Consider the following 18,861-nt stretch of genomic DNA (forward strand, 5'->3'; position numbering starts at 1 on the left):
TACCTTAACATCTCCTTCTTTCGCGTCTAAAATCCTGGGTCCATTATATTATCACCATATATCTTCTTTTTTTCTCGCTCATTTTCATCTTGATTAATAATCGCTCCCCATCTATGAGTGTTTTTATAATCAGTACTTTTTGAAGTTCTCTTGGAGATTAGTTCACTTATTTGTTTCTTCTCTTCATCAATTCTATCTTGAGTCACTTCAAAGTCGCCGGCATATTTAATAGAATCGAGAAGTTGATTGGCGTATTCGACTATATTTCCGACAAAGGCTTCTTCTTCTTTAACAAAAATTCCTAATTCGTGGTTCTTAAAAAACCCATTCATCGAAAAATTTGCTGAACCTAATATAGCGCTTCTATCGTCAAAGATATAAAGTTTACTGTGAAGGTGTTGGAGCGCATACACGGACGCTCCTGATTTTAGTAATGCTTCTATCCCTTCGAGACTGTTAGCGCCTTGGAGAAATTCTTCACGGTTAAACCGAGTAATGATGGTACAATCCATGCTCTTGTTTTTTAAACAGTTGGCTAAGTAACTAGCAGTTTTGTAACTTATGAAAGGAGACATTATACGAAGAGTTTCGTTTGTGGTGCTCAATTCTATGTGAAATTTACTACCAAAGTCTTTGTCCATTAAATCTATGCTCATACAAAGCCCCCTTTACCCATTTGTCACGTTCATTGTATCGTAGCTATCTCATTAGAGATTTTTTATCTTTTTTCTTTTCACCGAAACCCAAACAAAGACTCCATAACCACTTCTCGCCGGATGCCAGTATAGTATTCGTTTCTTTGAGCAAAGAATGATTGAATATATCTTACAACATCGCTAATCCCTTCCCTCCACGATTGAGTGAAAACTTCATCTCCTCGGTTTCTTCCGTAGAATGCTGCGAGCGCACGTTTTTTGCTTTCTTTTTTATCTTCGCCACCCTATGAAAATGTGCCTAAACCTTACTGTATATATTTTTCTTTGTTTAATTTTTGAGTTTATCTTCAGCAGCTTTAAAATAAGATGCTTCATATATAGATATAGATTCTCCATTTTTCTTTTTGTTAAGTATTTTTTGTCCTTTTTGTTTTGTTTTCTCTAAAGAATCTCTTTTAATATCATTCTCAGCTTTTTCTTTGTAACTGCTAAACTAGACTCAACAGTTTTCCACAATTAAGACTCAACAGCTCTCTCCAAATAAGACACAACAATTTACAAACTAGAAATCACTTTTCGGTATACTGAGACAGAGTATATTGAAAGGGAGAGAACATGGAGTGGAAAAATGGATGATTTATCAAGAGATACACCGATTAAAAAATATGGGGTTTTCAAATAGTAAAATCGCAAAGAAATTAAACATATCAAGAAATAGAGTCATTGATTATTTGAATATGACACCCGATGCATTCGCTGACTTTATGGCATCCTTACAAAACAGAACGAAAAAACTGGATCCTTACAGAAGTGAAATACTCACATGGTTAAAAGAACATCCAGATGTGACCAGTGCGCAAATATACGATTGGCTGCAAGATAAATTTGATATTCAATCCTTGGCTGAAAATACAGTCCGAAACTACGTCAATCACTTAAGGGAACACTATCACATCCCGAAAGTGGCAGCGAATCGAATATACGGTGCGGTGGATGAGCTTCCACCCGGTCAGCAAATACAAGTCGATTTTGGAGAGATTATCGTGGACACATCGTCAGGCGGGCGACAGAAATTGTATGTCACCGGATTCATCTTATCGCATTCCCGGTTTAAGTATGTGGAATGGTTAGACCGACCGTTTCGGACCAGTGATTTAATTAGAATACAGGAAAATGCATTTCATTATTTTGGCGGGATGACTGAGGAGATTGTCTATGATCAGGACCGTTTACTGGCGGTGAGTGAGAATGCGGGCGATTTAATCCTGACCGAATCATTTACGAAATACCATCAATTTAGACGGTTTAAAGTCGAACTCTGTCGAAAAAGTGATCCGGAATCAAAGGGTAAAATCGAACAAGTGATTAAATATGTAAAAAACAATTTTGCCAAACATCGCATCTTCGACAACTTGAATACATGGCAGCAGGACGCTTTGAAGTGGCTAAAAAGAACGGGGAATTATAAAGTCCATCACAATATAAAGAAAAGACCCTTTGAAGTGCACGCCCTCGAAAAGCAGCATCTTCAAACGGTCTCTGGGAAATATCATTTTGACAACATTTCATCTATTAATATAACAAGAACGATTCATAAAGACAATGTCATTCGCTTTGAAGGCAACCGATATAGTGTGCCTCTCGGGACGTATCAAAGTGGAAATGAAAACATTGCGTATGTCTCTGTCACAGATGGAAAATTGAGTATTTCGCTTCATCCAACGGGTGATTCGATTGCGGTACATACAGTGTCTGACATTAAAGGTCAGGTGATTACAGACCCTGGTCATCGACATCGGTCTCAAACGAAAAGAGACCAACTGGTCGCACAAGTGTTTAAAGTTTTGGATGATCCAGAACTGGCCGACGGATTGATTCGGACCTTGCATACACATTATCCGAGACATACGATTGATCAATTGAAAATTGTACTCCAGTCCGCCAAGCAATATCCACAACATATTAATGATGCGGTGAAAGAATTAAACCGGTTGAGATTGACCAGTGCGAATGATCTCAGAGATATTGCGATTTCATTGGACATTCAACACGGTAAACACAGGGCTAAGCAGCCTGTCATTAATGAGAAGTACAAAGATATGACTGCCCCCGCGCGTCAACCAGATATCTATTTAAAAGTCCTTCAGGGCGGTCAATGAAATGACGAACACTTATGATGACTTACAACAGAAATGTCGCACCCTCCGGTTGGCAGAAACCGCAAAAGAGCTGCCGAATATGCTTCGGATGGCAGAGTCACAGAATTGGACGTACTATGAATTGATGGATCAGATCCTCGGGTATGAACTGGACTGTCGGGAAGAAAAGAACCGGATTAAATTGATGAAATGGGCAGAGTTTCCGCAACACTTAACATTAGAGCAATTTAAACTGTCTGAACAATCAGCGATTGGGGACAAGCAACTGAATGTATTAAAGGAGCTATCCTGGATTGAAGACCATTTTACATTAATTATGATGGGACCGCCTGGCGTAGGTAAGACCCATCTTTCCACCGGTCTCGGTATTCACGCTGTCAATGAAGGCTACCAGGTAACGTTTATACCGATGGATCATCTGGTCTATATCCTTAAAACACGAGAATATCTCAGTAAGTCAAAAACCAGATATAAACGTATGGAATCTTCAGATTTAATTATTATCGATGACATCATGTATATGGCTTATGAACCGCAGGATGCCCAACTGTTTTTTCAGTTTATCTATGATATGTATGACAAAACAGCGTTCATCTTAACATCGAATAAGGGGCCTAACGAATGGGGAAAATTTTTGGGAGACACGACACTGACCACGGCGATCTTAGATCGCCTCCTTCATCGAAGTGAAATCATTACCTTCGATGAGAATCAAGACAGTATCAGAATGAAATACAGAAGAGCGTTATTTGAAGAAAAAAGTGTTGAGTCTTAATTTGGATGAACTGTTGAATCTTATTTGGGATAAAGTGTTGAGTTCTACTTGACGGTTACATTCTTTTTGTAATATGATTTTATCTTGAGATTTTTGTCCTTCTTCATAAATAAATTGTTTTGCTTTATCTCTATTATTCCAAGCGGCACTAATTCCTTTTTTGACACCGTTCCAGGTTGCGTCTCTTAAGCCTTTAGCAAGCTTACCCACTGTGACTCCTTCATTAGCTTCAACTTCTGATTCAACTTCTTCAAGTTGTTCAGCATAACCTTCGCTTAGTTTTATTGAGCATTCACTTTGTATTTCTATTAACTTAGATTGAACGTTTAGTATAGAAGTATATGCTTTATCATAAGTCTCTGAAATTATGTCGTAAACATCTGGAGTCATAGAGTCTTCATTTTTATTTAGATCGTCAATCTTTGCATCTAGTGTTTTACATCTTTCATCTAGTATTTCTACTAATTCAGGTATGACTTCAACAATATCTGTGTACGCTTCGTCGCGACTTTCAACGTTAATATTATTTTCGTTTTTTCTATCTCACCAATCCTTTCATAAATTTTTTCTAAAGCATTTTCCGCATCATTCATTGTTTCTAATACATCATCTACTATCATCTTATCACTCCTCTTTTTTGGAATTTTTTATATATTAAGTATATTATTTATATAGATTGAAGTACACTATATTTATAAGATGATATATAGGGAGGGGTGACTTAGTGGGTTTTTTCAAAAATAAAGAAGAAATGTTTAAACATAGAGCAAACCAATTTGATAAATCAGCAAAAACATATGCAAAAAACGGAAATAACAAGAAAGAAGATTGGGCTCGAGAGCAAGCTAATATTAATAGAGAAAAAGCTGTTAAATATAAAGGTGAAAAAGGTTGGGACTAATACAAAAGGAGGGATAGTAAAATGAAATCTACTGTCAGAAAAGTATGTCAAAAATGCGGTAAGGAAAAAAGTTTGTCAGACTTTCATCGAAATAAAACGAAACCAGATGGTCACAATGGAATATGTAAAGACTGTCAATCAGAAACAGATCGTTCATAATGCGATATCTTAAAAAGAAAAGTTTCTCAACAGCCTGAGGAGACAAGTGCATTTGCACTTGTCTCTTTTTTTGTGAATCACACCAAAGATTCACCCTTTTTATCCTTCTTCCGATTGTGTCTCGGGGTATATAGAAATGGCTACCTCACCAGATAACGCCTCACACAACCTATCGTAGTCCCCGTTCACCGGTTCGTGGGTGAACCGTACTTCTTTGCCGGGTAGCGTTTGATTCCGATACGGATCCTCGTCAAACAGGCTCTCCGTATCGATACTCTTGCTGCGCCAGTTGCTTCCGTCATAACTGATTCGCTGATAAATATACATAAAAACTTCGCCTCCTTATCTTATAATCGTGATAAGGAGGCGTTTTGGTGTCATGGAATAATAAAAAGTTTGGAATCAATCATCGTAAAAGCCATTTTCGATCAGTCGCTTATGCCGAATAAAGAATTCCTGGACGTCGGGGTCATCTTCATAGAGGATTATCGAGTAGATATAGGTGATGGGGGATTCGTCGAGGGAGGCTATATCAGAGACAGTGATGTGTCTGTCGCCATCCGCCTGGAGGACACAAGCAGTAATAAGAAGCTGGCCTTCGCCTTTCATTTCTCTTATAATCTGGGTTGCTTCGTTCATCAAGAAGTTTTCTGATGGTTTTTCTTCCATTTCATCGCTCCTTTTTCATATTCATACAACTTCTTATTCGGCAAATATTTAGTCTCTCCTTTAAATCTCTTTAACATTATAAGGAAGAGACTCCCTCTCTTTGATACAACAAATCGTTATTCCTCATTTTCATAGAACCGATATAATCCTTTACCTGTTAATTGTTTGATAGCTTCTTCTTTATAAGGAATATTCCCTTCGATTCGATATAAAACTGTATCATCCAAAATAGATTTCTCTTTAGTAATAGCTGTTTCTTTATAATTAGCAACACGCTCTTTTATTGTTTCTAAACTTGTTTTTCGTTTTTGAGATAAAACGGCTTTATAATACTCTTCAAAGTCCTCTTCTGAACAATTATTAACCTTCACAAAGTGTGATTTCAGCTTACTTATCCGATCCTTATCCAAAATACTAAATGTTCTTCCTATATGGTGAAATGCATGGCATTATTCACAAATTAAATTCAAATCTTTTAGTATACATAATAATTCATCTTTGGCATACTCCTCTATTTCATGAACGTGAAGTCTTTTCAATTCTTCTACAGGTGGGGCATATCTGCAAATAGAACAAGTGTAATCGTGTTCTTGTAATAACTCAATTCTAATTTTCTTCCATAATGTTTGTGTGAATCGTCTACACTTGATTGGACAACTCCTATGAGGGAGGTTATTGTTAAATCAAAGAATATAATGGACCCAGGATTTTAGACGCGAAAGAAGGAGATGTTAAGGTAGGTATATGAAACGTAAAAGATATACACCCGAATTCAAATCCCAAGTTGTGTTGGAAGTCTTGAAGGAAGAAAAAACAATGAACCAGATCGCTTCGGAACGTGGCGTCCATGTGAACCAGCTGCATAATTGGAAAAAGCAGTTCCTACAGGAGATGCCACAGATTTTTGACAGCCAATCCAAAGATCTGGACAGAATGAAAGCCGACTATGAAGAGAAGCTAGAAAGCCTCTATGCGGAAGTCGGAAAACTCACCACGCAATTGTCGTGGGTCAAAAAAAAATCTGGCATCTACCACGACTAGACAGGAACGCATGGAAATGGTGGACTGGGCAGCCACTGATTTTCCCATTTCGGAACAAGCCAGACTACTGAGTCTCAATCGATCCAGTCTCTACTACAAACCGGTGACGCCCTCACCGGAAGAGGTAGCCATCAAACACCGGATTGATGAGCTCTATACCCGATTTCCATTCTATGGATCACGCCGGATTACCGAAAAACTGAAACATGAAGGCATCGCCATCAACCGTAAGCGGGTCCAGCGGCATATGCGGGAAATGGGCATACAGGCCATCTATCCAGGGCCCAACCTGAGCAAGCGCAATCTGCAGCACCGTATCTATCCCTATCTGTTGAAAGGTCTGCCCATCACCCGTCCCAATCAGGTGTGGAGTATTGATATTACATATATCCGACTTCAGAATCACTGGGTGTATCTCACCGCCGTCATCGACTGGTATTCCCGCTATATCATCAGCTGGGAACTGGACCAAACACTGGAAATGGACTTTGTTCTGGATACTGTGCAACGGGCACTGGCAAGTGGGACGCCCGAAATATTCAACAGCGACCAGGGCAGTCATTTCACCAGTCCTAGATACATCGAGCTCTTGAAATCACAGCCGGGCATCCAGATCAGTATGGACAGCAGAGGGCGTGCATTGGATAACATCATGATTGAGCGTTTCTGGCGGAGTCTCAAGTATGAAGAGGTATATTTGAAGGACTATGGGACGCCAAGGGAGGCACGGCAGCATATCCGTGACTATATGGCATTCTACAACCACGAGCGCCTGCATCAGTCATTGGACTATCAGACACCAGGCACCATTCATATTCATTAGATGCGCCCCCGCTCCTCCTTGAACAATTATCTTTCCGATGTCAGAACCTATCAAGGGCAGTACGCCTTGACAGAACCTGATCTCGGAAAAGCGGGGAAGGAACAGAACTGAGGCCCCACCTTATTTTCGTAAAATCCGTGTCTTGACAATGGGGTCCACTTTAGAAAGTAGGCGATTTTTTATGACAAGAACAAGAAGAACCTTTACCCCAGAGTTTAAACTACAGATGGTGCGATTATTTGAAAATGGTAAACCCAAATCTGAAATTGTACGTGAGTATGATCTCACCCCCTCATCATTAGATAAGTGGGTCAAGAATCATCAGGCGACAGGTTCTTTCAATCATTTAGATAACTTAACAGATGAAGAAAGAGAAATGAGACAGCTCAGAAAAGAAAACCAACAACTTAAGATGGAAAATGACATTTTAAAGCAAGCAGCGCTGATCATGGGACGAAAATAGATGTCATTCGAGAGAATGCCGATAAATATTCAGTATCAGCAATGTGTAAAGTCCTGAAAATTCCAAGAAGTACCTATTATTATGAATTGAATAAACAGACTGTTGATGATTCAGAAGATGTCATCAGCCATAAAGTCGTGGAGATATTTAATGCGAATCGTCAGTGTTTTGGCACACTTAGAATTAAATATGAGTTAAATAAACTTGGATTCAAAGTCTCTAGAAGACGCATCGGTCGGATTATGAAAGCAGAAAAGCTGGTATCATCGTATACTTCATTGAAATATAGACCGCACCCCTCACAATCCAATGAACGAAATATCATGAATAGACTCAGTAGGAATTTCATTAGACAAGCACCGATGGAGGTACTCGTCAGTGATTTAACCTATGTAAAAGTGTCTGGAAAGTGGCATTACATATGTATATTTATTGACCTGTTTAATCGTGAGATTGTTGGATATAGTGCAGGTCCAAATAAAGATAGCCATCTTGTGTCAGCGGCGCTGAGTACCATTAAGCATGATTTAAGACAGGTTCAAATGTTCCATACAGACCGTGGGAAAGAATTTGATAATCATTTGATTGATGATGTGCTTGATACATTTGGTATCCAAAGATCACTGAGCATGAAAGGCTGTCCCTATGACAATGCGGTTGCTGAAACGACATTTAAGGCACTGAAAACTGAATTCATTAGACAGTATCATTTTATATCTATACAACAGTTGAAAATTGAACTATTTGATTATGTGAATTGGTATAACAATATTAGACCACATGGTGCCCTCGGTTATACGACACCGAAGGAGTATAAGGAAGCACTCTATAAAAACTGTCTAGAATACTGTTGACATACCAGTGAAATGTGCTTCCTGAAAGTATTGTAATGATAAGCAGAAGGTTTTATGTCGATTTTAAGTTTGAAATCTCTATATTCTTTCTTCATTTACATCCCCTTTCTTAAATTATCTCATCATTTCTTATTGAATTAAGCTGGTCGATCAGTTAGAGAACGCTCATCTATATATAAACTACCCCATTGAAAAAGTATTAAAAAAAGACGTAAGACGATGCTTTCGCCTTCCGTGGATGAATGTATGTATGCTATTCACTATAAATACCGTTTCAGTTCCTTGTAAAACTGTTCCCGCGTACCAGCATGGAGAATGATGACGATATTTCCCTCCTCATCTTTGTCAATGGTATACGCAAGCTCGTACCCTGTTTTGTTATGGCGGATATCATACCCGTAGACCCCCGAGAGGTCCCCCGTTTTCGGTTCGCCCGCGTGATAGGGGTCTAAGCGTATGGTCTCGATCGCATCTTCATACTTACCTTTGAGCTGTTTGTCTTTGATTTTCTTGAAGAACTTTTTGGCCGGGTTCTGGACTCTCAGTTTCGCTTTGTCCATGACTATTCGTCCTCGTCAAACAGGTCCGACACAGAATCTACGTCCTCTGCGTTTTCCTGAGCGTTTTTGATCCACGCTTCGACCGCAGGGCGTATGTTATTCTTCCGACGATTGAATTCCTGGAGCAGTTCATCCCCTCCGTACCCTTCGTCGATCAGGTCTTTTAAGATAAACTCGGAGAAGTCATCATTATTTTCTCGGACCGGGGTGATCACGATTTTGTTCCCCTCTAGCTCTATATTGGCTTCAGTATCCATTTCAAGGTAATCGTAATATTCTTTCGGCACGGTGATCTGGCGTTTGTTGGATATAGCTATACGGCGCGACTTTTTCCTAGGTCCTTGAGCCATATCTCCACTCCTCCTTACAGTTTCCTCTATAGCCATCAGTATGCCCCTCCTTCTTCCACATATTCCTAGAAACCAAAAAATCGTTTCTTTGTTTCTAGGATTCCTTGTTATAATTATAATACTACAGGATAGCATACGCAAATGCTTCCCTAGATGAAAGGGCACACGTAGGAGATACATGGGCGGCAATTGACTTCATAAGCGTTTTCCGTTTTATGCATTTTCCTCTTGCCAAATACACGTGGAAATGAATTAGGATTTGCGCTGATGTCGGTAAATCTTCGTAAACATATCGCCACTAGCGCAAATCCCGTCCTAAAAAACCAGAAAAAACAATATCAAAAAAGCTCCGATCATCTTTTTACGATGCTCGGAGCTTTTTTACTACGAGTCTTAGTTAGTTATGTCCCAGACACTCTCCACTATATGTGAGAGAGTATACCTTTCAATTCTTCTTCACCTACGATTCGAGGACCGTCCTCATCTATTTCAGGGTGAAATCTTAAGTAAGTGACAACTCCCAATCTTTTTTGGACTTCTTGTGTTCCAGCCCCTGCATATAAACATACCACTCGATCCACACAAGCTCGGAAACCCGCTTCTTCCAGTACGGAAAAGAAACTATAGTATTCAGTCAATTGTTCCGTTGTTTTATTCATATATTGTGAATTATATATGTTCCTTAGTTGACTGAACTTCGCATCCATAACTATCGAAGTATCAAACAACTTCCCGTCTTCCGTCTTCTTAAATACATCTATCTTAAGATCAGGCTTCTTCTTTGCAAGGTTTGTGTAGAAGTACTCCCCTCTTTCAATAGCCTCTTCTTCGGTATGAGGATGGTAATGGTCATACCACAAGTGCACTGTCTTCTCCTCATTCTCCAAGACAAATTTAGTCCCTTCTTGTATCCGATCTTCGAAATAAAGGTTTAACACATCATCGTCAATGCCTTGCACGATTTCAAACCCTTTATCCGTGAATGTCTTAACCACTTTAAAAAGACAGAAATACTCGTATATTTGCCATGTAGGTTTAAGAATCGGAGTCATCTGAGTGTCTTCCCCCTTATTTTCTCGAATCTTTCTCAATTCTTCAAATATAGCATCCACTCGAAAGTATTGATTCTTTTTCAAAAATGGCTTTCTAAACCCACGTTCAACATCTCTAAGGAAAGAGTTATCGAGAAAAAAAATGAGCTTACTCTCCATTTTTTCTAAAACTCCAAGTTGCTCATTCAAAATCGAAACCTTTGTTCTAGTTTTTTTGATATCTTTCTCTAACATATACATTTGGCTTTTGATATCTTTTTTTGTATTTTCACCAGTGTCACTTTTTGCTAAAAGCATTCCTTTTTCTTGCTTCACCTTATTATGCTTATCTTGCTGCTCTTTCAACTTACGCTGATAACTATCCAAATCATTTTCGATGTAGGAAGACACCTCTAGCAAGTCCTTCCGCCACATAAGCAGAATGTTTTTCAACCAGCGATTTTCTTTAGAATCAAAATTTCTTATTTTCTTCTTGTTCAATTGAAAATTACTTTGTTGGACACCTGCATTCTTAGCTAACCCTTTATTCGAACTCGCCCAACGAATGCTCTTGTGATCTATTTTTCCCGCGCGTACAGAAGGTTTATAGGATGTCTGGATATAATCGTGAGGGTTTCTCTCTATCGCTGTCATACAGTACATATATTCGTCGTAAATTTCCGCAATCTTACGAGCGTAGTCATAGTACCAATACTTCGGTAAGTCCGCCCCCTCATCATTTGACAAGGTTTTGTTGCTATACACGAAGTCATAGATAATATCTTGCACCTGCTCATTTAAATACTCATGTAAATGCCTCACTTGAGACTCATCAAGGTGGTGAGGGAGGATGTTAATTCCCCCAACATACCTTTCCCCACCAAAAAACACCTCAATAAAATATACCCCCATACGCCATGGAAACTCTTCGTTATCATTAGCTTGATAAAGCCACTTCTTTCTTCCTCTTCCCACTTGCAAAGGATGATTAAATACAACCTGTTCATCAGAGGAGTCATATATATTTGTTTGTATCTTACAAACTGCCTCTGAGTCATGAACCTCTCTTTCATCAACATAAAACTGAAGTCCAATACGAGAGTTCTCTTTCAAAACTGTAAGTCTTGAAACATTTATATCTTCTTCACTTTTCCATAGTTGCTCTACTTCATAAGGACGTCCGAATCGATCTTCAAAATAGCATCGAAAAGGTAAGACTTCCCCTTTATAATGTGTAGCCATTTCGCATCAACTCTTTCGCCTTTTGTTCAAGGTACGCAATAGATTTTTCACAATTATTTCGATCTTCCGTGTCAAGTACAGAACTAATACGTCCCCCTGAGTATCCCTTCTCTTCATCGTATCGTCCAACTAGTTTTTCGATTTGATCTCTGTGCCCTCTGATTTTAGAAAGAATTCGTTGTTTGACTTGGAAGTCGAAAGCAGTATTCCTGTTCAAGAACGGAACGCCACTCTCATCACAAGGAATATTATCCAAATAGTGACCAATTTGCTCCGCAATACGAAACGATACTCCTGTCTGAGAATCAAAATTACTAATCTCTTCATGTAACTTATCGAGGATAGATAACTCCCGCTCTTCCAACGAAGCTAATCGTTTCCCGTTATTCACAACCCACTCTTCATAGATGTCTGCGGTAATTTCAGCATCAGGGTTTTTGATTTCATTCTTCTCCTGATCCGCATAATCAGTCGGACTCTCAATATTTTCATTGATTTCGTGTTTGTAAGCATCCGCAAACGATGTCTTCTCTAGAAGAATGACGTTACTTCGATCCAACATCCGATTTGAGAAATCTCTCGTTGTTTCGTCGAAATTCGCTGTTCCGACGAACAAAACATTATTTCCAATCAGGATACCTTCCCTCAGATGTTCCTGAACGCACATCGCCCCTTTATTGAACAACCGAAGGCGCTTTTCCCCCGTCTCTAACTCTAATATTGATATAAAATCACTGAAATAGTGTTCGACCTGACCTAAGTTCATTTCATCAAACACAACCATGTGCATCTTGTCTTCATTTTTACTTGCACGATTCAAGAAAGAAACAAGTCCTACATCACTCTCTGTGTATACTCCTGTTTGAGGATTCAAGAACCCTAACAAATCACTTGGCTCTGTGTACGAGGGCTTAACAGGTACAAAGAGAAGATTGTCCCCTTCCTCAATTTTCATTGCCTCTGCATATAGCATAGCTAATTGTGTTTTACCCGTTCCGCTCATGCCACCCAGTATTGTAAAATTGGATGTCTTTAACGAGGTATGGAAATTGTACAGATCCTCAAGTGAATATCTCAATTTCTTTTTTCTCGCCAGGTAATCAAGACGAAGAATGAAGTCCCCTTCACCAATTTTATCAGCAACATCTTCTTCGGATACTTGCTCTTGAGAAGTTTTCTCTTCCCTCACCTTTTCTTCAGATGCCTTTTTTTCTTCTAGTTTTTTTTGTCTCTCCAATTCTGCAATCGACGTACCTTCTTCTTCAAATTGATCAATCCAGCTTAAACGGTTGTTGTTAGAAATGAATGCAATCTCTTTATGTACCATACGCATATTCCGATCGTAATCTTCTGGAATGTCAATTCTCTTAATAGATTCTGGTTTACGACAGATATACATATTGGAATTCGCTTTGTACTTTTCCAAAACTGTATCATCTGGAATTTGATAAATGTAACTATCACAAATGATAAATTCTGGTACCTCAAAGGCGTGGTTATAGCAACTCAACTCTATTGGTTTTTCATCCAATAACTTTCTCTCAAACCGAGTAGCTGGAGTGGAAGTGCTCATTTCAGGAACAGGGACAAACTCTTCCTGCATTTCTTCTTCACTAGCCGCTTTTTCAACCAGCAGTACCTCTAAGTTGTAGTGATACATTTCTCTTTTTTTATCGTATGTCAATTCTGGCTTGAACAAGATTAGTTTCCCTTTGAAATGTTCTCTTAAAAACTCCACTGGGTTATCTTGTTCAAAGTATCCGACCTTTTGTAAATATCTCTTGTTACGATTGTCAAAAGAAATATAAAATTCGTCTTTGTTCTTACCCAACAAACGTTTCAATAGTTCTGGCTCTCTTGACAGAGCTTTAATGAAGAATACAATCCTGTCAATTCCATCTTTGGAATACGTAACAGCTCGGTCAAACTCTGCCCCTAGACGAGGAAATGAACTATTATCCTCCGCTATCTTCCCTAAAATATAACACTCTTCAATTCTTTGTCTGTCCGCTTGGGAAATCTCTTGAACATTTTGTTCTGCAAATGTCATTAAATTCGCACCCTCTCTCTGTGGAGGTAATCCACAACTTGGTTTAAATATTCGCTTAAGTCATATCCCGATAACTCGTAGTAATGTATTCCGTTATTCTCTAGATACCTTTTAGTCACCAACCATTCCGCACTTGTAGAAAAAGCAGCTCTAGATATAAGAACCATTTTGTTCTTGTACCTCGCTACATCTTTCATCCTTTTATGTTGGTGGAACGTCTCTAAACTCTCGACATAATCAATCAATTCCGTTCCTGTAAATAGCTCTCGGTCGTTTGTGACAATAACTGCACCTCTACGCCTTAATAAACTTTGGAAGTAATCAATGAACGGCTTGTTGATACTTTGACAATTAGATAGATCTATGATTCGATCTCGTAATTCTTGGTTTTCTTTTTCCTTCTCTTGCAAGAAAGAAGTTAATTCATCATTCTTCTCATTAACAGTACAAAGTTGATCTAACTTTTTTTGCTTCTCGTCAGACTGTTTCCGAAAGCTCTCCGCCTCTTCTTCCATAACAGATAAAGCATAGCTATTATCCTCATCTTTTTTGCTTTCAAACCATCGCTCTACATACATCAGAAAATCTTTATATCTCTCATCCTTGTAGCGATTATTTTCCATTAAAAAAGCCAGTACAGGATATTGTCTTTGGCTTTTAGGAGTCGATGACACTTCATTTGCAAAGCTAGCCTCACCTTCTAGATTTACGTTCTGTCTGAACTCTTCGTACCGTTTATCGCCTATTATTTCTTTTGATTTCTCAACGTAAGTTTTCAATCGTTCATATATATACTCTTCATCGGAGAACTCTTCTCTCAACACCTCCATTTTTTCTTCGGATGACATTTGCTTTACTATGCTCTCCAACAACGATCTACCTTCATCTACGTTTCGTTCCAGCACCTCTTTATGCTCTTGATAAGTATCAGGAAACTGTGTATAAATGACGGATAGAATCGCTCCTTTTGAGAATTTATAGTTCATTTCCAACTTTAGTGCCAAATCCTCCACTGACATCTCTTCGACCTCTGGATGATCATTAATAAAAGATGAACTGATGAACTCAAACACCTCTTGAACCGTTGTGTGCTTTTTACCTTTCCGTTTGTTGTTTGACCTAGGATTGGCACCAGCCTTCAACTCTTTGATGATAAAATTCTTCAACATCTCTTCTGGGGCTCGAATGAAGTTCTTCTGGAACCCATGCACTTTTATGTCAAACTTCTGCACAATGGTTGCAGCTTCCGCCTTCGTAAGCGTCTTCACCAACGTCCTTATTTCATCCATGGAACTCCCCTCACTTTTGAATTATTCAATTGTCTTTTAGTTAAGGTTTCATCCTTCAAGGTAAACCACCTCCTTCAATCAGTAACATTTAATGGCAGTTCTCTTTAATAGTGGCAATAGGCTCTCTCACTAATGTTGCATAAATAACTTCAGCAGAATGGTCAGAACTTATTCAGGTACATTGAAAAGTACTTTATAATGGTTAGCTTAGGGGATTCATCTCCAAATCCAAAATAAAGGACAATCGCATGGACAAGAATACTGTAAAACATCATTTGATAAATAAGTAAACTGATAGATAAGTAAACGTCAAAAATCTAGAAAATTCAGCTCCCTACTATAATTAACTGGAAATATTTACACGAATTATATCATATCAAATGACCCCGAGACTAATTTACTATCTATTTCAAAAACTTAAATCAAATCAGAAGCAGAGAATTTAGTTTCTAACCTCTGTATTTAAATCAATATCTCGAAACTGAGTATTTCGCAGTCCTATCCTTTAACTGAAGACTCAGTTTCAAGATATATGCCGTGGAAAAAGAATCTAGCTTGTAATTCACACTTATAAAGTGGATATGTATTACATATCATCAATTCAACCACCATGCAGCATTAAAATAATATTTATTCATTTATTAATTTTCTAATGGAAACAGTCCATAACTTTGAAGTTTTGACACCGATAAGCTGATGTGATTAAATCAGTAGATAAAATGGTGTCATAACTTATGGTCAAAAGTGAGGGCGATTTTCATGAAATTCGGGTACGCGAGAGTGTCAACAAGAGGCCAAGATTTGGAAGGACAGATTCAGGAACTCAAAAAAGAAGGGTGCGAAGAAATTTACCAGGAATTTGTGACGGGGACAAAACGGGAAAAGCGCAAAGAGTTTAATGAACTGATTGATCGATTGGATCAGGGAGACACATTAGTCGTGACGAAACTGGACCGGTTTGCACGTTCCGCGAATGATGCAACGAGTATCATTGAGGATTTATTTGAACGAGGGATACGGGTGCACGTCTTAAATATGGGGATTATCGAAAACACACCGACCGGACGACTGATTTTTAATATCATGACATCATTTGCACAGTTCGAGCGTGACATGATTGTCGAACGGACCCAGGATGAAAAAGCCCTAGCAAAAAAACGACCGGACTTCCGAGAAGGCCGGCCGAAAAAATATAATAAGAAGCAGATCGATCATGCGCTTCAGTTGTTGGAAAACCATTCCTACCGAGAAGTGGAACAAATGACGGGGATCAGCATGAGTACCTTGAAACGGGCGAAAAGAAAACAGTGAATAAAGAATTAATAATTGATTTTACTTTTGGATAAAATATGTGTAAAAGTTTTACTATTTAAATCAATTCAACTCCTAACGCCCCATTAGTCTTCTTCTATTTCTAACGGGGGTAAATCATTCTTTAATTCAATAGTTTGGACAGAGACATTAATGATTCTCAACAATAAATTAAAAATGTATTCTTCATTATCAGAAAAATCATTGGGATTATCAATTATTCCAGACTTAGAATCTTTTTTTACTTGATATTGTTCCATGACCCACTTTATCGCAAATTTTCCATTCACAACATATTCATACGCCTCTTTTGGAATATTTGTTATTGTAATGTCTTCATTAAATATAATTGTATCGAATTGATCACGTTTAGGATGCTTCATTTTCTTAATTATTTCATTTGTCAACATAAGCTAGACAGTTCTTTTTCACCCATGTAACTCAAAAATACTTCCAATGGTGTTTGGTAGTTCAATGATTTTCTCGGTATATGGTTTCTTCTTGCAGCGACCGATGAGATAAAAGCGTGGTCGACTGTGTTGAAATCCATATCTTTACGCAGTCCATCCCTTATGAGCAGACCATTGGAATGTTCATTCAGCCCGCGTTGTGACGGTGTGCCCGAATCGGCGAAGTAGATGGCCAGGTCATTTCGATTGCTCATTGACTGCCAGTTGGAGAATGCTTTACCGCAGTCAAAAGTGATGGGCTTGAACAGGTTTCTCGGCACCCAGTGACACCGCGTATTGATGGCAGTTTCGATATCTTTGGCCGTCCGACCTTCAGGTTTCAATGTGATGATGACTTTCGATAGCCGTTCAACCAGCGTGATGACGGCGCTTTTATGTCGCACACCGACAATAGTGTCGCCCTCCAGATGGCCGAATTCTTTATTGAACGCTGGATAGTCGTCCACCCTTTCGGAAATGTTGCGCCGGAACGTCTGTCGCCCCCGGCGTTCCTTATGACCGTTGGGGTTTTTTGCCTTTCATTGGCAATGTGGACACATCACAGTCCTTACGCTTGAACATGCGGTACAATGTGCGGCTGGAACACTGTATCTTACGGTCACGCCGGCCGGCAATCACATCCGGTGTCCAGCCCTGGGCCACTTTTCCTGTCACATATGCGTGTTGGTCCGCTGGCAGTCTTGTCCGTTTCCGGCCGCAGCGCTGCTTGTTTGCCTTGTAGCGCTGGTAGTAGTCCAATGCGCTGTGGCCGGCTCTGAAAAAAGCCACAACATTATGGACCGTCTGTCGGGCCCGGCAGACCCGTTTCGAGATTTTTGAAACAGGGATGTTCTGATGAAAGTAGGATGCTATGATTACCAGTTCATCCGTGCTAAGATGGGTGTCGGTCATTCGTGATCACTCCTATGTTTTCTTTGGTTGGAAAACCATTTTGAGTGTATCACGAGTGGCTCTTTCTATGTGTCTAGCTTAATTTTACAATCGGCGTAATATAAAATCCCCGTCATTTTAATGACGGGGATTCTTGTTACTGATTTCACTAATCTAATCGAATGATATCTAGCCTAGTGCAACATCGAGAATCATCATAATGGTGAACCCGATCATAAGGCTCATGGAGGCAAGATCGGTATTGCCATTTTCCTGGGAACCAGGAATGACTTCTTCAGCGACAACGAAGATCATCGCGCCTGCTGCAAAGGCTAATGCATATGGCAACAGTGGCTGCATGAATATTACTGCAAGTGCGCCTGTAACCCCGGCGATTGGTTCAACGATACCAGATGCCTGTCCATAGGCGAAACTTTTCCGTCTGGACATCCCTTCACGTCTGAGCGGCATCGATACAGCCAAACCTTCAGGGAAGTTCTGAATACCGATACCAATCGCCAGTGCTATGGCACCACCAAGTGAGGCTGACGGCAGGTCCGCGGCCACAGCACCGAATGCGACCCCAACAGCCAAACCTTCCGGAATATTATGCAATGTAATAGCGAGTACAAGAAGCGTACTGCGTCTTTTCCGTTCTGGATTAAGTCCTTCAGCTGACTCCATGGTCAGCCCTGGATGAAGGTGTGGAAGCAGTTTGTCGGCTAACCAGAGGAACCCTCCGCCAGCTAAAAAGCCAATGGCAACTGGTGCCCAGGCCGGTAGAGCGCCACCTTCGGCTCTTTCCAATGCTGGAGCCAACAAAGACCAGAAACTTGCAGCAATCATGACCCCACCAGCAAAACCGAGCATACCGTCCATAAATTGTTGATTAAAACCTCTTGTTGTAAAAACAAGCGCTGCGCCAAGCGCAGTCATGCCCCATGTGAAGAGTGTGGCAATAGTTGCTTGTAGAATCGGGTCCAACCCCAGAAAATAATCAACCATGTTGCATGAATCCTCCTTATAAAAATATTTAAGATTTCGAGCGATAACTTGTGTTTTCTATAACCATTATTCAGTACCCATTAAACGCTTGAACTAAAGTAACATACTTTTTTAGCCAGACCTTAGTCAACAGCAATGGAGAAAGAATGATGACCTTGAAAACCTAGGAAAGGGTCGTCCACT

The 18,861-nt window shown here is 39.5% G+C and carries 19 protein-coding genes and 1 pseudogene; 6 read left to right on the plus strand and 14 right to left on the minus strand.

Annotated elements, in window-relative coordinates; all coding sequences use genetic code 11:
• Nucleotides 1–26 precede the first annotated feature (26 nt).
• Entirely contained in the window at nucleotides 27–656 is a 630-nt protein-coding gene (locus ACZ5LF_RS06470) for a phospholipase D family protein (protein ID WP_380570608.1), read from the minus strand.
• Nucleotides 657–1,276: 620 nt separating this feature from the next.
• On the opposite strand from ACZ5LF_RS06470, the gene istA reads away from it, so the two are divergent.
• Entirely contained in the window at nucleotides 1,277–2,815 is a 1,539-nt protein-coding gene (gene istA / locus ACZ5LF_RS06475; protein ID WP_380572289.1) for an IS21 family transposase, read from the plus strand.
• A gap of 1 nt (nucleotide 2,816) precedes the next feature.
• Nucleotides 2,817–3,590 carry an IS21-like element helper ATPase IstB gene (gene istB / locus ACZ5LF_RS06480; RefSeq protein ID WP_380709892.1) on the plus strand — a complete coding sequence of 258 codons (774 nt, stop codon included), beginning with the start codon at nucleotides 2,817–2,819 and terminating at the stop codon, nucleotides 3,588–3,590.
• Here istB and ACZ5LF_RS06485 read toward each other — a convergent pair.
• Together ACZ5LF_RS06485 and ACZ5LF_RS06490 are read right to left on the minus strand one after the other, a co-directional pair.
• The gene (locus ACZ5LF_RS06485; RefSeq protein ID WP_380710139.1) at nucleotides 3,561–3,980 is read right to left on the minus strand and encodes a hypothetical protein; all 420 of its coding nucleotides are present in this window, start codon (nucleotides 3,978–3,980) and stop codon (nucleotides 3,561–3,563) included. The two genes, istB and ACZ5LF_RS06485, sit on opposite strands and share 30 nt — an antisense overlap.
• A 71-nt stretch (nucleotides 3,981–4,051) precedes the next feature.
• Entirely contained in the window at nucleotides 4,052–4,210 is a 159-nt protein-coding gene (locus ACZ5LF_RS06490; RefSeq protein ID WP_380570570.1) for a hypothetical protein, read from the minus strand.
• A gap of 104 nt (nucleotides 4,211–4,314) precedes the next feature.
• Between ACZ5LF_RS06490 and ACZ5LF_RS06495 the strand changes: the two genes are divergently transcribed.
• The gene (locus ACZ5LF_RS06495; RefSeq protein ID WP_380570571.1) at nucleotides 4,315–4,491 is read left to right on the plus strand and encodes a hypothetical protein; all 177 of its coding nucleotides are present in this window, start codon (nucleotides 4,315–4,317) and stop codon (nucleotides 4,489–4,491) included.
• A 258-nt stretch (nucleotides 4,492–4,749) separates the two neighbouring features.
• On the opposite strand, the gene ACZ5LF_RS06500 is transcribed toward ACZ5LF_RS06495, so the two are convergent.
• The 3 genes from ACZ5LF_RS06500 to ACZ5LF_RS06510 form a co-directional block, all read right to left on the minus strand.
• Nucleotides 4,750–4,977 carry a hypothetical protein gene (locus ACZ5LF_RS06500; protein WP_380570572.1) on the minus strand — a complete coding sequence of 76 codons (228 nt, stop codon included), beginning with the start codon at nucleotides 4,975–4,977 and terminating at the stop codon, nucleotides 4,750–4,752.
• Between the two features lie 75 nt (nucleotides 4,978–5,052).
• The gene (locus ACZ5LF_RS06505) at nucleotides 5,053–5,319 is read right to left on the minus strand and encodes a hypothetical protein (protein ID WP_380570573.1); all 267 of its coding nucleotides are present in this window, start codon (nucleotides 5,317–5,319) and stop codon (nucleotides 5,053–5,055) included.
• A 116-nt stretch (nucleotides 5,320–5,435) separates the two neighbouring features.
• A complete protein-coding gene (locus tag ACZ5LF_RS06510; RefSeq protein ID WP_380570574.1) occupies nucleotides 5,436–5,729 on the minus strand; it encodes a hypothetical protein in 294 nt (97 codons plus the stop codon).
• Nucleotides 5,730–6,063: 334 nt separating this feature from the next.
• On the opposite strand from ACZ5LF_RS06510, the gene ACZ5LF_RS06515 reads away from it, so the two are divergent.
• Nucleotides 6,064–7,183, plus strand: a protein-coding gene (locus ACZ5LF_RS06515; RefSeq protein WP_239416372.1) for an IS3 family transposase whose coding sequence is annotated in 2 segments (ribosomal slippage) — nucleotides 6,064–6,332 and nucleotides 6,331–7,183 — 1,122 coding nt in all. Because the reading frame shifts where the segments join, the coding sequence is not laid out codon by codon here.
• Nucleotides 7,184–7,364: 181 nt separating this feature from the next.
• Nucleotides 7,365–8,500 (plus strand): IS3 family transposase gene (locus ACZ5LF_RS06520; RefSeq protein WP_380569247.1). Its coding sequence is split into 2 segments (ribosomal slippage): nucleotides 7,365–7,611 and nucleotides 7,611–8,500, totalling 1,137 coding nucleotides; the frame shifts between segments, so codons are not numbered across the junction.
• Between the two features lie 260 nt (nucleotides 8,501–8,760).
• On the opposite strand, the gene ACZ5LF_RS06525 is transcribed toward ACZ5LF_RS06520, so the two are convergent.
• The 5 genes from ACZ5LF_RS06525 to ACZ5LF_RS06545 all read right to left on the minus strand — a co-directional run bounded on the left by ACZ5LF_RS06525 (nucleotide 8,761) and on the right by ACZ5LF_RS06545 (nucleotide 15,022).
• Nucleotides 8,761–9,060 carry a type II toxin-antitoxin system RelE/ParE family toxin gene (locus tag ACZ5LF_RS06525; RefSeq protein ID WP_380569232.1) on the minus strand — a complete coding sequence of 100 codons (300 nt, stop codon included), beginning with the start codon at nucleotides 9,058–9,060 and terminating at the stop codon, nucleotides 8,761–8,763.
• 2 nt (nucleotides 9,061–9,062) lie between these two features.
• Nucleotides 9,063–9,446, minus strand: coding sequence for a hypothetical protein (locus tag ACZ5LF_RS06530; RefSeq protein ID WP_380569233.1), 384 nt, complete (start codon nucleotides 9,444–9,446; stop codon nucleotides 9,063–9,065).
• Between the two features lie 386 nt (nucleotides 9,447–9,832).
• On the minus strand, nucleotides 9,833–11,683 hold the full coding sequence (locus tag ACZ5LF_RS06535) for a DUF2357 domain-containing protein (protein WP_380569234.1): 1,851 nt from the start codon (nucleotides 11,681–11,683) through the stop codon (nucleotides 9,833–9,835).
• A complete protein-coding gene (locus ACZ5LF_RS06540) occupies nucleotides 11,667–13,733 on the minus strand; it encodes an McrB family protein (protein WP_380569235.1) in 2,067 nt (688 codons plus the stop codon). Before ACZ5LF_RS06540 ends, ACZ5LF_RS06535 begins: the two co-directional genes overlap by 17 nt.
• Complete coding sequence (locus tag ACZ5LF_RS06545; protein WP_380569236.1) at nucleotides 13,733–15,022, minus strand: hypothetical protein; 1,290 nt, start codon at nucleotides 15,020–15,022, stop codon at nucleotides 13,733–13,735. Before ACZ5LF_RS06545 ends, ACZ5LF_RS06540 begins: the two co-directional genes overlap by 1 nt.
• A gap of 759 nt (nucleotides 15,023–15,781) precedes the next feature.
• On the opposite strand from ACZ5LF_RS06545, the gene ACZ5LF_RS06550 reads away from it, so the two are divergent.
• Nucleotides 15,782–16,333 (plus strand): recombinase family protein, encoded by a 552-nt coding sequence (locus tag ACZ5LF_RS06550; protein ID WP_380569237.1) that lies wholly within the window; start codon nucleotides 15,782–15,784, stop codon nucleotides 16,331–16,333.
• An 86-nt stretch (nucleotides 16,334–16,419) separates the two neighbouring features.
• Here the strand turns inward: ACZ5LF_RS06550 and ACZ5LF_RS06555 are convergent, their stop codons facing one another.
• The 3 genes and pseudogenes from ACZ5LF_RS06555 to ACZ5LF_RS06565 all read right to left on the minus strand — a co-directional run bounded on the left by ACZ5LF_RS06555 (nucleotide 16,420) and on the right by ACZ5LF_RS06565 (nucleotide 18,678).
• Nucleotides 16,420–16,743 (minus strand): type ISP restriction/modification enzyme, encoded by a 324-nt coding sequence (locus tag ACZ5LF_RS06555; protein WP_380569238.1) that lies wholly within the window; start codon nucleotides 16,741–16,743, stop codon nucleotides 16,420–16,422.
• Nucleotides 16,737–17,694, minus strand: a pseudogene (locus ACZ5LF_RS06560) (IS30 family transposase). Before ACZ5LF_RS06560 ends, ACZ5LF_RS06555 begins: the two are co-directional and overlap by 7 nt.
• 168 nt (nucleotides 17,695–17,862) lie before the next feature.
• Nucleotides 17,863–18,678: a ZIP family metal transporter gene (locus tag ACZ5LF_RS06565; protein WP_380569239.1), complete on the minus strand. Its 816-nt coding sequence runs from the start codon at nucleotides 18,676–18,678 to the stop codon at nucleotides 17,863–17,865.
• Between the last annotated feature and the right edge of the window lie 183 nt (nucleotides 18,679–18,861).

The sequence above is a fragment of the Salinicoccus siamensis genome (assembly GCF_055391965.1).

Excerpts from the sequence above, each read along its gene's own strand:
- ACZ5LF_RS06470 (WP_380570608.1), bottom strand. The coding sequence starts at position 656 with ATGAGCATAGATTTAATGGACAAAGACTTTGGTAGTAAATTTCACATA.
- istB (WP_380709892.1), top strand. The coding sequence starts at position 2,817 with ATGACGAACACTTATGATGACTTACAACAGAAATGTCGCACCCTCCGG.
- ACZ5LF_RS06485 (WP_380710139.1), bottom strand. The coding sequence starts at position 3,980 with ATGACTCCAGATGTTTACGACATAATTTCAGAGACTTATGATAAAGCA.
- ACZ5LF_RS06490 (WP_380570570.1), bottom strand. The coding sequence starts at position 4,210 with ATGATAGTAGATGATGTATTAGAAACAATGAATGATGCGGAAAATGCT.
- ACZ5LF_RS06500 (WP_380570572.1), bottom strand. The coding sequence starts at position 4,977 with ATGTATATTTATCAGCGAATCAGTTATGACGGAAGCAACTGGCGCAGC.
- ACZ5LF_RS06505 (WP_380570573.1), bottom strand. The coding sequence starts at position 5,319 with ATGGAAGAAAAACCATCAGAAAACTTCTTGATGAACGAAGCAACCCAG.
- ACZ5LF_RS06525 (WP_380569232.1), bottom strand. The coding sequence starts at position 9,060 with ATGGACAAAGCGAAACTGAGAGTCCAGAACCCGGCCAAAAAGTTCTTC.
- ACZ5LF_RS06530 (WP_380569233.1), bottom strand. The coding sequence starts at position 9,446 with ATGGCTATAGAGGAAACTGTAAGGAGGAGTGGAGATATGGCTCAAGGA.
- ACZ5LF_RS06535 (WP_380569234.1), bottom strand. The coding sequence starts at position 11,683 with ATGGCTACACATTATAAAGGGGAAGTCTTACCTTTTCGATGCTATTTT.
- ACZ5LF_RS06540 (WP_380569235.1), bottom strand. The coding sequence starts at position 13,733 with ATGACATTTGCAGAACAAAATGTTCAAGAGATTTCCCAAGCGGACAGA.
- ACZ5LF_RS06545 (WP_380569236.1), bottom strand. The coding sequence starts at position 15,022 with ATGGATGAAATAAGGACGTTGGTGAAGACGCTTACGAAGGCGGAAGCT.
- ACZ5LF_RS06550 (WP_380569237.1), top strand. The coding sequence starts at position 15,782 with ATGAAATTCGGGTACGCGAGAGTGTCAACAAGAGGCCAAGATTTGGAA.
- ACZ5LF_RS06555 (WP_380569238.1), bottom strand. The coding sequence starts at position 16,743 with ATGTTGACAAATGAAATAATTAAGAAAATGAAGCATCCTAAACGTGAT.
- ACZ5LF_RS06565 (WP_380569239.1), bottom strand. The coding sequence starts at position 18,678 with ATGGTTGATTATTTTCTGGGGTTGGACCCGATTCTACAAGCAACTATT.